This window comes from Pseudacidovorax sp. NFM-22, assembly GCF_021401245.1.
Classification (GTDB): domain Bacteria; phylum Pseudomonadota; class Gammaproteobacteria; order Burkholderiales; family Burkholderiaceae_C; genus Xenophilus.
In genome coordinates this window covers 254,919-268,201 of record NZ_JACBFY010000003.1, presented here as the reverse complement: position 1 = coordinate 268,201, position 13,283 = coordinate 254,919, and the positions used below count along the sequence as shown (strand labels likewise).

Here is a 13,283-nt window from a genome sequence, read left to right as displayed (position 1 = left end):
GGGCGAGGCCATTTCCTCTCATCCACCGGGTGCCGTCGGCGGCCCGTCATTCATCATCAGGAGAACCATCATGGCAACCCCATCGGCTTCCGAGAAATCTGTTGCGCCCATCGTCGTCCCCGGCCAGCTCACGCTGCGTACCATCCGCGGCAAGAACGGCCCGTTCACGGTTGGCCGCCTCGCGACGCACCTCGGTACTTTCGAGGTCAAAGACCCGGAGCTGGAGCAGTACCCCGAAGGCAAGTACGACGGGGAATTCATCATCAGGTACATCTTCCCGAAGTCCTATCCGGTCGGCGGCGGCATGCGGTTCGAGATCCGTGCCAGCCTCGACGGCATGACGCTCAACGGCATCGACAAACTCAGCCGCGACGAAGCCCGCAGCTTCGCCACCCAGGACGTCGATCCGCTCGATGAAGAGCAAGGGGCGCAGCCTGCGGCAACGCCGGCCAAGCCCACCAAAGCGTCCAGGCCCGCCAAGCCCGCACCCGTGCAGGCGTCCGCGGACCCGCTGGTCGATACCACGCCCTTCGGCGTGGATGCGCCACCGCCTGCTACGGCCGCTGCCCCCGGCAGCACCGAAGACGGTGACGCCGCGCTCTTCGGCCTGCTGTGGCCGCTGGGCGAGTCCGTGAAACTGGATTCGACCATCGACCGCCGCACCCTGCGCGCGCAGATCGCCCGCCTGGGCGAGCTGGGCTACGCGCTGGACTTCAAGACGCAGGAGTGGAGCCGCCAGGCCGAACCAAAACCTGCGTGATCGCAGACGCCGCATGCGCGGTGTTCTTCATCCACCCGCCGGGGTTCCTTTCCCATGCGGGGGAGGCCCTGGCCATTTTCTGGAGGTCTCCATCATGTCCACCATCGCTTGCGATACCCCGCGTTCAACGCTGGATGAACCCGCGTGGCGGGACCTTTGCAAAGCGGCCGCCGCACACGCCCAGCGCGGTTGCGGCTTGTCCTACGACCACTACGTGACGCTCTTCAGTTCGGCGATCGACGCACAGGCCAATCGTTTGCCGGATGAGCAACGTGCTCAGGCTCTCGAAATCGCGGCCCAGGAATGGGACTACGCAACACCTGCCGAACGGCAGGAAACCCAGGACTGGAATGCGGAGCATGGCTATTGCTCGCACGGGATCGAGTTCGGCTACTGCCCGGCCGGTTGTGATCGAGACGATGACGACTGGGATTGAGGGCGACGCATAGGTTCCTTCGCCGCAGATGCGGCATTCCATCACCCGCTGGGGGTTCTTCCCCACGGGGAGGCCTTCAGCTCAACTTTTCGAGGAGGCCTCTCATGGGCTGGTATTTCTCAAACCAATCGCGGTCCGAACTGATCGCGGAACTGATCGCACCGCAAGAGACCGAGCGCGCCAGCGTCAAGGTCATCGCTCACACCCTGCGCGGCAACGTGCTGTGGTCCGTCGCCGAAGTGACCGCCAAGGTCGAAGGCGTGCATCGTGATCTCGCACCGGGCCAGTCCCTGCGCTACATCCGCTGCGATCTGCTTGAACGAAGCGGCGGCCAGTGGGGCTACAAGTCCTTGGACGAGTCCATGCACCCGTACTACTACACGTGCCCGCTGTCCTATCTGGACCTCGCACCGGAGCAGTCCGCCGACTGGCGTGCAGGCGTTCGCGCCTACCACGCCCGGCGGCGCACACCCACGGCATCCGCGGCATCCGCCGCGGCGTCGATGGCCTGAGCCAGGAGGAACCGACATGGACCCGATCCTGGCAACGCTTCCGCCCTCGTTGCTGGCACTCGTTGAAGGGAGTTTGTCCAACGACGAAGTGTCCTCCGACGAGGAAATGCTGGCGTACTTCATCGACAACGGCCTCACCGAGGACCAGGCACGGCAGGCACTGACCTACCGCGACCAGTACCTCAACAACATCTACCTGGAAGGCTTCACGCCGATCACTTCGGCGGACGAGCCGCTTCACTTCAACCCGCACACCCGGCAGTTCGAGCCGGACTGAGCGGTTTTCTTCCACCCCCTGGGGCAGTACTTGCCCCAGCGGGCGGTGCTGTTCCCGTTCATCCGAGGACACCACCATGCCCGCAAACACTTCTTCCACGCTGTACCGCATCGACGAATGCCCGGACGTGATGGCCGACGCCTGCGTCGGCGATGACCAGGGCAACCTGATCTTCCTGTCCATCTGGGCGCGGGACACCGCCGTCCAGCAGTTCCTCGCTCGCCTGACCCTCGGGCGCGACGAGCAGGGACTGGACCAGTTCCACGTCATCACCGACCAGGGCGGCAGCGTCCCGGTATTCATCGGCAACGTCGATCGCCTGGAAAAGCGCATCACGCGCGCGTACCGGCGGACGCTGTTCGGCTCGCTGTCCAACGTGTGGCTGTTCGACCGGCGCTGCGTCAAGCCCGACAAGGCCAACGCCAGCGCATTGGCACTGCTGCCACGCGACAGCGCCCACAGGCTTGACCGCCTGTGGATGCTGGTGCGGGACACCTGCCCGTTGCCGCTGCTCGATCACTGGCGCGAGACCGTGCTGGAACTGCTGCAAACCCGCGAGATGCTGGCCCGCCTTCCGTTCGCCCTCGGGCCGCTGGAAGGCCATCGGCTCGCCATCGACGTGCCGGCGCTGACCCTGGCGCTCGGCTCCCTGATCCGCAGCGACGCGCTCACCGCCTATCCGTATCCGGCCAAGATTTGGACGCCGGAAGCGGTAGCGGCTTGACCCACCCTCGGAGGCACGCCTTGGCGTACTTCCGTGTTTCATCCCCGCCAACCAGGAGACTTCCATGGCCCTCATGTTCCCGCGGCTCGCCCGCAATTTCGTCAAGAACGGATATTTCCCGACCGACGAACCCACGCTCGAAAGAGCGCTCAACGCACTGATGCCCAGCGACGGGCCGATGTGCATCCTCGATCCCTGCGCCGGCGAAGGCGTGGCGATCGCCGAAGCCGCCCATGCCCTCGGGCGCGAGCAGGCAAAGGCGTTCGCCGTCGAGTTCGACGCGGAGCGGGCGCGCCATGCCCGCGGCCTGGTCGATCACTGCCTGCACGCGGACCTGATGGACACGATGGTCTCCAAGCAGTCCTTCGGGCTGCTCTGGCTCAACCCGCCGTATGGGGACCTGTCCAAGGACGTCAACGGCAACATCGGCTATCAGGGCCAGGGCCGTGCCCGCCTTGAAAAGCTGTTCTACCAGCGCACGCTCTCGCTGCTGCAATACGGCGGCGTGCTGGTTTTCATCGTCCCCGGCTACGTGCTCGACGCGGAGTTGGTCGGCTGGCTGACGCGCCACTACACGGACCTGCGCATCTACCGAGCGGTGGAGACGCAGTTCAAGCAGGTGGTGATCTTCGGACGCCGGGTGCGCCAGCGCGAGCAGGTGCCCGATGGCGTCAAGGCCGTGCGCAATCTGCTGTTGCAGGTAGGGCAAGGCGAAGTCGAAGCCGAGGAACTGCCGAGCGAGTGGCCGTTCCTGCCGTACATCGTCCCCGCCAGCCCGGCCGAGCCAGAGCATTTCTTCCGCGTGACGATGGAGCCCGAGCAGTTCGCCGATGAGGTTGGCAGGCTGCAAGGCTTGTGGCCATCGCAGGACACGCACCTGGGGGCTGCGCAGCAATCGCTGCGTCCACCGGCGCGGGCCTTGTCCCGCTGGCATCTCGCCCTGGCTCTGGCCGCGGGTGCGATCTCGGGGGTTGTGCGCTCCAAGACCGGGCGCGTGCTCGTCGTCAAAGGTGACACCCACAAGGACAAGACGCTCCAGCGGGAGTTCACCGAACGCGAAGACGGCTCCATCGCCGAGACCCGCATCCTCACCGACAAGTTCGTTCCCGTCATCCGCGCGTGGGACATGACACCTGGCTCCGCGACACGGGGCGAGGTGTTGACCATTCGCTGATCCACCGGACGCGCTGCCGTCCTGCTGTACCAACTCGAAGGAGAAACACCATGATCCCCAATCCGTTCAAGCGGCCTGCGCCGCACAAGCAACCGTTGTTCGCACCGAGTACGTTGAAGTTGAGCGAGAAGGTGCATTGGCTGGCCCGGCGAGGCCTGATCGACCCCTTGGCCTATGTCCAGCGCCATGTGCGCGGGGACTGGGGCGAGATCGATGAGGCCACACGCCAAGCCAACGACGTGGCGATCCAACAGGACAACCTAATGATCTCGCAGTTCAGGATCACGCCGGACCTGGCGCTGATCGTCAAGACCAGCGAGGACCACCAGACCACGGTGGTCCAGCTTCCCGAAGAGCGGGACCTGATCTGAGGCCCCACATCGTCATCCTCATCCACCTGACGGAGCCACTTCACTCCGGCAGGGGTGTCGTGGCTCAATGACTCATCAAGGAGGAGCCCATGGCATCGCATCGCATCGAAACCTACTGCCAGCGGCTGGCGTTCCCCATCGGGGCGCTCATCTTCAGCAGAGGTGTAGACCGCCTGGTCCGCGCGGGTCGCCTGGACCCGATCCCGTACTTCAGGCGCCACACCCGTGGCGACTGGGGCGACGTCAACATCCAGCAATGGCAGACGAACAGCAGCGCGCTTCAATCGGGCGCGTCGCTGGAATCGCACTACGTGATCCATCCGGGGCTCGCCATTCGCATCGTCACCGATTCGCAGCGCTGCGCAACCGTCATCGTGCTTCCGTCCGAAGACTGAGCACGGTTCACCTGCGGGCCGCCCAGGCCAGCACCTTCAACCACCCTCAGCCACGCGTCGATTCTCTTCCCACCACGGGGCATGCCATTGCCCCGCTGGGGGTGGTGCATGCCCCATTTTTCTTTGGAGCATCACCATGTCCCTCGATCTCGAAACCACTGCCGCTGAATCCGCGCCCGTACAGGGCGAACTGCTCGACGCGGAATCTTCCCCTCTGACCCTGAGCCTTCAGGATTTTGTCGGCGAGTTCGGCGACGAACTACTCGACGCCCTCAACAGCGCTAATCCGCCGGTCTATACCGGCCAACCGCAGGCGCACCGGCAACTGGTGGTCGCCAGCCTCAAGCGCAAGCTGTTCCCAGCCCAGGCCGAAGTCGTCCACGCCGCCGCCGAGCTGCTGATCGACCGTGGCGAACGTGCTGCGATCGTCAATGGCGAGATGGGCTGCGGCAAGACGACCGTCGGCATTGCCACGGCCGCCGTGCTCAACGCCGAAGGCTATCGCCGCACTCTGGTGCTGTCGCCGCCCCACCTGGTTTACAAGTGGCGGCGCGAGATCCAGGAGACGGTGGCCGGTGCCAAGGTGTGGGTACTCAACGGGCCGGATACGCTCGTCAAGCTCATCAAGCTGCGCGAGCAGTTGGGCGTGCAGCCCACGGGCCAGGAGTTCTTCGTCCTGGGGCGCGTCAGGATGCGGATGGGCTTTCACTGGAAGCCTGTCTTCACCACGCGGCGCACCCGCCACGGCGACGTGGCGGCCTGCCCGGACTGCGGCACGGTCATCACCGACCTCGACGGCGAGCCGGTCAACCCGATCGCGCTCCAAGCCGAGGAGTGCCGCAGGAAGTGCGGCCACTGCGCCGCGCCCCTGTGGACACTGATCCGCCCGCGCAGTCTGTCCGGCAGCGACCAGTCCTCGGCCGTGCTCAAAGCCTTAAAGCGCATACCGACCATCGGAGAGGTCACCGCGCAGAAGCTGATGCAAAAGTTCGGTGACGGGTTCCTGGCGTCGATGCTCGGCGACAACATCCATGAGTTCATCAACCTCATGGATGGCAACGGCGAGCTGGTGTTTTCCGACCGTCAGGCCACGCGCATGGAACGTGCGATGGCCAACATGGAGTTCGGCTTTGGCGAGGGCGGCTATCAGCCGTCCGAGTTCATCAAACGCTACCTGCCGCAAGGCACGTTCGACCTGCTCATCGCCGATGAGGCACATGAGTACAAGAACGGGGGCAGTGCCCAGGGCCAGGCCATGGGCGTGCTGGCGGCGAAGGCTCGCAAGACCTTGCTGCTGACCGGCACGTTGATGGGCGGCTACGGGGACGACCTGTTCCACCTGCTGTTCCGAGCCCTTCCGGGGCGGATGATCGAAGACGGCTACCGCCCGACCACGAGCGGCAGCATGACCTCGGCTGCGATGGCGTTCATGCGCGATCACGGGGTGTTGAAGGACATCTACTCCGAGAGCACCGGCACGGCGCACAAGACGGCCAAGGGCACCAAGGTATCGGTGCGCACGGTCAAGGCCCCGGGGTTTGGCCCCAAGGGCGTGCTGCGCTGCATCCTGCCGTTCACGATCTTTCTCAAGCTCAAGGACATCGGTGGCAACGTCCTGCCGCCGTATGACGAGGAGTTCCGTGAAGTCGCGATGGACACGGCGCAAGCCGCGGCCTACCGCGATCTGGCGGGTCGGCTGACCGCGGAGCTGAAACAGGCTCTGGCGCGACGCGATACGACCTTGCTGGGTGTGGTCCTCAACGTGCTGCTGGCCTGGCCGGATTGCTGCTTCCGGTCGGAGACCGTGGTGCATCCGCGCACGCGCAACACCTTGGCGTTTGTCCCGGCTCAGTTCAACGAGTTCGAGATCAGCCCCAAGGAGCGTGAGCTGATCGACATCTGCAAAGAGGAGAAGGCGCAGGGCCGCAAGGTCCTGGCCTACACGGTCTATACCGGCACGCGCGACACCACGTCGCGCCTGAAGGTGTTGCTGGAGCAGGAAGGCTTCAAGGTGGCGGTGCTGCGCGCGAGCGTGGATGCCAGCCGCCGCGAAGACTGGATCGCCGAGCAACTGGACCGTGGCATCGACGTGCTCATCACCAACCCCGAGTTGGTCAAGACGGGGCTGGACCTGTTGGAGTTCCCGACGATCGTGTTCATGCAGTCGGGCTACAACGTGTACTCGCTCCAGCAGGCGGCACGCCGCTCCTGGCGCATCGGGCAGAAGCAGCCCGTGCGTGTGATCTACCTCGGCTACGCCGGTTCCTCGCAGATGACCTGCCTGGAGCTGATGGCCAAGAAGATCATGGTCTCGCAGTCCACCTCGGGCGACGTGCCCGAATCCGGGCTCGATGTCCTGAACCAGGACGGTGATTCCGTCGAGGTCGCACTGGCCCGGCAGCTTGTCGCCGCATGACACGTTCCACTTACGGCCCTTCGGGGCCGTTTTTTTTGCCGCTCCCGGTAAATCGGACGCTGCCTGGTTCGCATTGTTTGCTGCCGCTCGCGGCCTGAGCGGCGATGGTGAGGGCTGGATGTTTCAGGACGCCGAGCTATGTGCCCCTCTCCACCGTGGTTTCACTATCCCGAACGCCGCCTTCTGGCGGGATTTCTCGGCCTGCTGTGGTCGGTGCTGGCCGGTGGCTGCGCGACGACGACTGCGCCGGTCGCGCCCGACACCATCGCGGAAGTCTTGGCCGCGCCTGAACCCGAGGCTTCCGAGTACATCCCGGTCGTGCGCTACGCCCGCTACACACTGGTCGAACTGGCACCCATGGCGGCGCAGCGCGACCTGTTGTTGCAGACCATCGACGTGTCCATGCCCGAGGATGCCCGCGCCACGGTCGGGGATGGGCTTCGGCACGTGCTCAAACGCAGCGGCTATGGCCTGTGCCAGACCGCGCATGCCGTGATCGAGCTGTACGCGCTGCCGTTGCCGGCGGTACACCTGCACCTCGGCCCCATGACCTTGCGCGATGCGCTGCTCACGCTGGCTGGCCCGGCCTGGGAACTGCACGCGGATGACCGCGCACGGCAAATCTGCTTCGAGCGGCCCGGCGATCGCGCGGTCGCCGAGTCCCCATCCGAGCCACCCGCCACCGAGGCGGTGCAGACGTTCCCGCTGGCACCCATGGTTTCGGGAGGCCAGCCATGAACGCCCCGCAACCTGCCCAGCGATCGACCGCCGCCGTGGTGGTGCAGAGCCTGATGTGGCTCTGGTTGATCTTCCTCAGCGTCTTGGCGGCCCTGGGCTACCAGGCCCTCAGCGACCAGGCCGACCAGGAGCGGCTGGATTCCCGCCTGCAACGCCTGGAAGCGCAGGCAACTGGCTTGGCCGAGACGATCGAGGCCATCCAGCAGCGCCCGGCCGTCGCGACGGACGCTGACCTCAAAGACACCCGCCAGATTCTGGAAGCACGCGCGGCCCAGGTCGAGAAATCTCTCAGTGGCTACGCAGCGGCCGACGACCTCCAGGCGCTGCGCGCGGAGGTCGAGCAGATCAAGGCGCGCCAAGCCGCCGCGCGTGCCACCGCACCCGCCCAGCGGCGCGCATCGCGCACGTCCGCCGCCTCCAAGACCGAGCTGCCGCCGCTGCCATTCCGCGTCGTCGGCGCCGAACTGCGCGCCGGCCAGCGCAGCGTGTCCGTCGCGCCGAGCATCGGGGACTTCACGCCCGCCCAACTTCAGGTGCTGCTGCCCGGGGATGCGGTCGGCCCGTGGCGCCTGCAGGCGATCGAGGGCAACACCGCAGTGTTCCAGGCCGGCAACCAGACCCGCCGCGTGGCGATTCCCTGACCGGAGCACCCCATGAAGCCGTCGATCCTCCTTTTCGCGGTCCTGGTGGCGTCGTCGCAATGGCCCGCCTGGGCGCAGCAGCCCGCAACGACCTCGGCGCGCAACGCACAGAGCCAGGAGCGCCCGCTGGCCGCCCGCGTGCTGGACGACCGGGTGGCAACCGAATGGGGCTTGCAGCCACAAGAATGGGCACGCTACCGCGAGCTGATGGATGGGCCGCTGGGTATCTACTCGCCCAACCTGGACCCGCTGTCCGCCCTGGGCATCGAAGCTCGCACGGACGAAGAACGGCGCCGCTATGCGGAACTGCAGGTGCAGGTGGAAGCGCGCCGCGTCGAGAAGCTGCTCGCCTACCAGCGCGCCTACGACGAGGCCTGGCAGCGCCTGAATCCGGGGATGCAGCGCGTGAACCTGCCCGACGACAAGCCGGGCGCCGGCCCATCCAGCAGTCCCTTGCGCGGCAGCGGCCGCATGGCGGTGTTCGTCAAGGACGGCTGCGCAGCCTGCGGACAGCTCGTGCAGCGCCTGCAATCCTCGGGCGCGGAGTTCGACCTGTACATGGTGGGCAGCCGCCAGGATGACGCGCGCATCCGCGACTGGGCCAAGCGCGCGCAGATCGACCCGGCGCGCGTGCGCGCCGGCAGCATCACGCTCAACCACGACGGCGGCCGCTGGCTGTCACTGGGCCTGCCCGGCGATCTGCCCGCCGCCGTGCGCGAAGTGAACGGCCAATGGCAGCGCCAGCCGTAGCCATGCCCCTGCGCGCACTGGTGCTCACTGCCGGCCTGTATGCCGTTGCCGCCCTGGCCCAGGAGGTTCCGCCACCGGCTTACCAGCTTGCCGCCCAGCGCGCAGGCATCCCCTCGACCGTGCTCTACGCCGTGGCCTTGCAGGAGAGCGGCATCCGGCGCAACGGGCGCCTGGTGCCGTGGCCGTGGTCCCTCAACGTCGCCGGCCAGTCGCGCCGCTTCGCCACGCGCGCCGACGCCTGCGCTGGCCTGCAGCAGGCGATGCGCGCCACGCCGCACACGCGCATTGATGCGGGCCTGGGCCAGATCAACCTCGGCTACCACAAGCACCGCTTTACCGGCGCGTGCGACCTGCTGGATCCGTATCGCAACCTGGCCGTTGCCGCCGAGATCCTGAAGGAGCAGCACACCCCCGGCGAGGACTGGCTGCTGGCGATCGGCCGCTACCACCGCCCCGCAGGCGGCGAGCCCGCCGCCCGCTATCGGCGCAGCGTGTCGCGCCACCTTGCCCGCGTGCAGGGCACGCGACCAGCCGCCGCGGTCCTCGCGGCGCGCCAGGAGACCTCCCCATGACGAAACCCCATCCCGCCCATCTCGCGTTCACGGGCCTACTCATGCTGCTGTCAGGCCTGCCGCTGGCCTCGCGTGCCGGCGAGCCACTGATCGTTGTCGAGGACCGTGGCGGCACGTCGGCATTGCCGTACTACGAAGCCCTGAATCTCCAGCCGCGCGCCAACGCACCGGCGCGGCCGTCCATCCCGACGCCCCAGGTTCCTGCCACACGGGCGGACGAAGCCGCGATGCTGCCGGTGCGCAGCGCCAAGCTCACGCCCGGCACCGTCGCGCGACGGGTGATCGAAGCGCCCGGCCTGCGGCCGTTCGTGGTCATCGGCGACGACGAGGCTTCCCGGGCCTGGTTGCAGCGCCGCGCCGCCGCTTTGCGCGAACGTGGCGCGGTCGGCCTGGTCGTCAACGTCGAGACCGCGCAGGGCCTGGCGCGGCTGCGCGCCCTGGTGCCGGGCGTGCCGCTCGCGCCCGTGGCCGGCGACGACCTGGCCGATCGCCTGGGCCTGCGGCACTACCCGGCGCTGATCACGGCCACCGGCATCGAGCAATGAAGCCATGTCGGGCAAACAGCCGGTCGAGGTTCTGCTACGCCCAGCGGTGGAGCTATACACCGTCGCGGCGTGTGCAGGCGCCGCGTTTCTGTGCCTGGTGGCCCCATGGTCGCTCGCGCTGAGCCCGGCCATGGGCATCGGCAGCGCCTTGGCGTTCGGCGCCTACGGCGCGATCCGCTACCGCGATGCCCGCATCATCCTGCGCTACCGGCGCAACATCCGCCGTCTGCCGCGTTACGTGATGACCAGCAAGGACGTGCCGGTCAGCCAGCAGCGCCTATTCGTGGGGCGCGGCTTTCTCTGGGAGCAGAAGCACACGCATCGGCTGATGCAGACGTACCGGCCCGAGTTCCGCCGCTACGTCGAGCCGACGCCGGCCTACCGGCTGACCAGGCGCCTGGAGGAACGGCTGGAGTTCGCGCCATTGCCGCTCTCGCGCCTGCCGAAGCTCACCGGCTGGGACGCGCCTTTCAACCCCGTGCGCCCGTTGCCGCCTGTCGGCGGCCTGCCAAGGCTGCACGGCATCGAGCCCGACGAAGTGGACGTCAGCCTGCCGCTGGGCGAGCGCGTCGGGCACTCGCTGGTGCTGGGCACCACGCGGGTGGGCAAGACGCGCCTGGCCGAGTTGTTCGTCACGCAGGACATCCGTCGCAGGAATGCTGCCGGCGAGCATGAGGTCGTCATCGTCATCGACCCCAAGGGGGATGCCGATCTCTTGAAACGGATGTACGTCGAAGCCCAGCGCGCTGGCCGCGAAGGCGAGTTCTACATCTTCCACTTGGGCTGGCCGGAAATCAGCGCCCGCTACAACGCCGTGGGCCGCTTCGGTCGGATCTCGGAAGTGGCGACACGCATCGCGGGGCAGCTCTCCGGCGAAGGCAACAGCGCGGCGTTCCGCGAGTTCGCATGGCGCTTCGTGAACATCATCGCCCGCGCCCTGGTGGAACTGGGGCAGCGCCCGGACTACATGCTGATCCAGCGCCACGTCATCAACATCGACGCGCTGTTCATTGAGTACGCCCAGCACTACTTTGCCAAGACGGAGCCCAAGGCCTGGGAGGTGATCGTCCAGATCGAGGCCAAGCTCAACGAGAAGAACATCCCAAGGAACATGATCGGGCGCGAGAAGCGTGTGGTGGCGCTGGAGCAATACCTCTCCCAGGCGCGCAACTACGACCCTGTGCTCGATGGCCTGCGCTCGGCGGTGCGCTACGACAAGACCTACTTCGACAAGATCGTTGCATCGCTGCTGCCGCTGCTGGAAAAGCTCACGAGCGGCAAGATCGCCCAGCTCCTGGCGCCGAACTACTCCGACCTGGCCGACCCGCGCCCGATCTTCGACTGGATGCAGGTGATCAGGAAGCGCGCCGTCGTCTATGTCGGCTTGGACGCGCTGTCCGATGCGGAGGTCGCCGCAGCGGTCGGCAACTCGATGTTCAGCGATCTCGTCTCGGTGGCTGGGCACATCTACAAGCACGGAATCGACGATGGCCTGCCGGGCGCATCGGCTGGTGCGCGCGTGCCGATCAACGTGCATGCGGACGAGTTCAATGAATTGATGGGTGACGAGTTCATTCCGCTCATCAACAAGGGCGGTGGCGCGGGCCTGCAAGTCACCGCCTACACGCAAACGCTTTCGGACATCGAGGCCCGCATCGGCAACCGCGCGAAGGCCGGCCAAGTGATCGGGAATTTCAACAATTTATTCATGTTGCGCGTGCGCGAGACGGCCACCGCGGAACTGCTGACGAGGCAGTTGCCGAAGGTCGAGGTCTATACGACCACCATCGTCTCGGGCGCGACGGACAGCTCAGACATCCGCGGCGCGACGGACTTCACGTCGAACACCCAGGACCGCATCAGCATGGCCAGCGTGCCGATGATCGAGCCGTCACACGTCGTCGGTCTGCCCAAGGGCCAATGCTTCGCGCTGCTGCAGGGCGGCCAGCTTTGGAAGGTGCGCATGCCGCTTCCGGCGCCAGACCCCGATGAAGTGATGCCGACGGACTTGCAGCAACTGGCCGGGTATATGCGCCAGAGCTACAGCGAGGCCACGCAGTGGTGGGAGTTCACCAGTTCCGCAGCCTTGCCGCATGCAGCCTTGCCCGACGACCTGCTGGATGACGCCGCTCCAGCCGAGCCTGACGCGGTGGCCACCGGCGCCGACGACAGCACCGGCGAGGCCGCACCATGAAGGATGCCGCCTCGACCGCGCAGCGGGAGCAGAACCAGCGCCAGGGGCTGATCGTCGGCACCATCACCTTGCCGTTCCGGCTGCTCGGGGTGCTCATCGGCTCGCTGCTGTTCTCGATCGTGGTGGAGTGCGTCGGCATGCACCTGTTCTGGAAGGACCAGGGCTGGCGCCACTCCCAGCAGATGCTGCAGTACGAACTCGGGCACCTGTCCAACCACTTCACGCGCAGCGTGGTGGTGCAGGAGCCCGGGCGCACGGCGCACGAGCTGGTGGATACCGGGTACGAGTGGGTGTTCGTGCGCTCGGGGTTGCTGGAGCGCATGAGCCAGACCGCCGAGCGCGCCCGCGCGGCCAGCCACGGGCAGAGCCGCAACTTCCGCTACTACATCAGCCAAGTCTATGTCTGGGCCGAAAGCTACCTGATCGCTGCGGCCTTCACGACGCTCACCTTCCTGGTGCGCCTGCTGGTCCTGGTACTCACGCTGCCGCTGATCCTCACTGCAGCATTCGTCGGCCTGATCGACGGCCTGGTGCGACGGGATGTGCGCCGGTTCGGCGCGGGCCGCGAATCCGGCTTCATCTACCACCGCGCGAAGGCCAGCCTGATGCCGTTGGCCGTGCTGCCTTGGGTCACCTATCTCGCACTGCCCATAGCGGTGCATCCTCTGGTCATCCTGCTGCCCAGCGCGGCGTTGCTGGGGATGGCAGTCAGCCTGACCGCAGGCAGCTTCAAGAAGTACTTATGAGGTGACACGGGCGGCACTGCTCTGCAAAGCCG

The 13,283-nt window shown here is 66.6% G+C and carries 16 protein-coding genes; all 16 read left to right on the top strand.

The window, feature by feature from the left end:
- The first annotated feature begins 70 nt into the window (after positions 1 to 70).
- The 16 genes from L0984_RS12200 (at position 71) to L0984_RS12125 (ending at position 13,251) form a co-directional block, all read left to right on the top strand.
- The gene (locus tag L0984_RS12200; RefSeq protein ID WP_003116823.1) at positions 71 to 760 is read left to right on the top strand and encodes a DUF3275 family protein; all 690 of its coding nucleotides are present in this window, start codon (positions 71 to 73) and stop codon (positions 758 to 760) included.
- Positions 761 to 854: 94 nt separating this feature from the next.
- Positions 855 to 1,196 (top strand): hypothetical protein, encoded by a 342-nt coding sequence (locus L0984_RS12195; protein ID WP_003116822.1) that lies wholly within the window; start codon positions 855 to 857, stop codon positions 1,194 to 1,196.
- A 104-nt stretch (positions 1,197 to 1,300) separates the two neighbouring features.
- On the top strand, positions 1,301 to 1,708 hold the full coding sequence (locus L0984_RS12190; protein ID WP_003116821.1) for a hypothetical protein: 408 nt from the start codon (positions 1,301 to 1,303) through the stop codon (positions 1,706 to 1,708).
- A gap of 16 nt (positions 1,709 to 1,724) precedes the next feature.
- On the top strand, positions 1,725 to 1,985 hold the full coding sequence (locus tag L0984_RS12185) for a hypothetical protein (protein ID WP_003090124.1): 261 nt from the start codon (positions 1,725 to 1,727) through the stop codon (positions 1,983 to 1,985).
- A gap of 76 nt (positions 1,986 to 2,061) precedes the next feature.
- Positions 2,062 to 2,709, top strand: coding sequence for a hypothetical protein (locus L0984_RS12180; protein WP_003116820.1), 648 nt, complete (start codon positions 2,062 to 2,064; stop codon positions 2,707 to 2,709).
- A 40-nt stretch (positions 2,710 to 2,749) separates the two neighbouring features.
- Positions 2,750 to 3,883, top strand: coding sequence for a DUF6094 domain-containing protein (locus L0984_RS12175; RefSeq protein WP_223224654.1), 1,134 nt, complete (start codon positions 2,750 to 2,752; stop codon positions 3,881 to 3,883).
- A gap of 50 nt (positions 3,884 to 3,933) precedes the next feature.
- Complete coding sequence (locus L0984_RS12170; protein WP_003116818.1) at positions 3,934 to 4,254, top strand: hypothetical protein; 321 nt, start codon at positions 3,934 to 3,936, stop codon at positions 4,252 to 4,254.
- 89 nt (positions 4,255 to 4,343) lie between these two features.
- A complete protein-coding gene (locus L0984_RS12165) occupies positions 4,344 to 4,649 on the top strand; it encodes a hypothetical protein (RefSeq protein ID WP_003116817.1) in 306 nt (101 codons plus the stop codon).
- 136 nt (positions 4,650 to 4,785) lie between these two features.
- On the top strand, positions 4,786 to 7,065 hold the full coding sequence (locus L0984_RS12160) for a helicase-related protein (RefSeq protein ID WP_004350563.1): 2,280 nt from the start codon (positions 4,786 to 4,788) through the stop codon (positions 7,063 to 7,065).
- A gap of 138 nt (positions 7,066 to 7,203) precedes the next feature.
- Positions 7,204 to 7,803, top strand: a complete 600-nt coding sequence (gene pilL2, locus L0984_RS12155; RefSeq protein WP_003098890.1) for a PFGI-1 class ICE element type IV pilus protein PilL2 — start codon at positions 7,204 to 7,206, stop codon at positions 7,801 to 7,803.
- The gene (locus L0984_RS12150) at positions 7,800 to 8,444 is read left to right on the top strand and encodes a hypothetical protein (RefSeq protein WP_003098888.1); all 645 of its coding nucleotides are present in this window, start codon (positions 7,800 to 7,802) and stop codon (positions 8,442 to 8,444) included. The genes pilL2 and L0984_RS12150 overlap by 4 nt, the downstream gene beginning before the upstream one ends.
- Positions 8,445 to 8,456: 12 nt before the next feature.
- Entirely contained in the window at positions 8,457 to 9,194 is a 738-nt protein-coding gene (locus L0984_RS12145; RefSeq protein ID WP_003098886.1) for a TIGR03759 family integrating conjugative element protein, read from the top strand.
- Positions 9,176 to 9,766 carry a transglycosylase SLT domain-containing protein gene (locus L0984_RS12140; RefSeq protein ID WP_003109780.1) on the top strand — a complete coding sequence of 197 codons (591 nt, stop codon included), beginning with the start codon at positions 9,176 to 9,178 and terminating at the stop codon, positions 9,764 to 9,766. The genes L0984_RS12145 and L0984_RS12140 overlap by 19 nt, the downstream gene beginning before the upstream one ends.
- On the top strand, positions 9,763 to 10,311 hold the full coding sequence (locus L0984_RS12135; protein WP_003109779.1) for an integrating conjugative element protein: 549 nt from the start codon (positions 9,763 to 9,765) through the stop codon (positions 10,309 to 10,311). Before L0984_RS12140 ends, L0984_RS12135 begins: the two co-directional genes overlap by 4 nt.
- 4 nt (positions 10,312 to 10,315) lie before the next feature.
- Entirely contained in the window at positions 10,316 to 12,505 is a 2,190-nt protein-coding gene (traD, locus tag L0984_RS12130) for a type IV conjugative transfer system coupling protein TraD (RefSeq protein WP_004350569.1), read from the top strand.
- Positions 12,502 to 13,251 carry a TIGR03747 family integrating conjugative element membrane protein gene (locus L0984_RS12125; RefSeq protein WP_003153644.1) on the top strand — a complete coding sequence of 250 codons (750 nt, stop codon included), beginning with the start codon at positions 12,502 to 12,504 and terminating at the stop codon, positions 13,249 to 13,251. Before traD ends, L0984_RS12125 begins: the two co-directional genes overlap by 4 nt.
- Positions 13,252 to 13,283 lie beyond the last annotated feature (32 nt).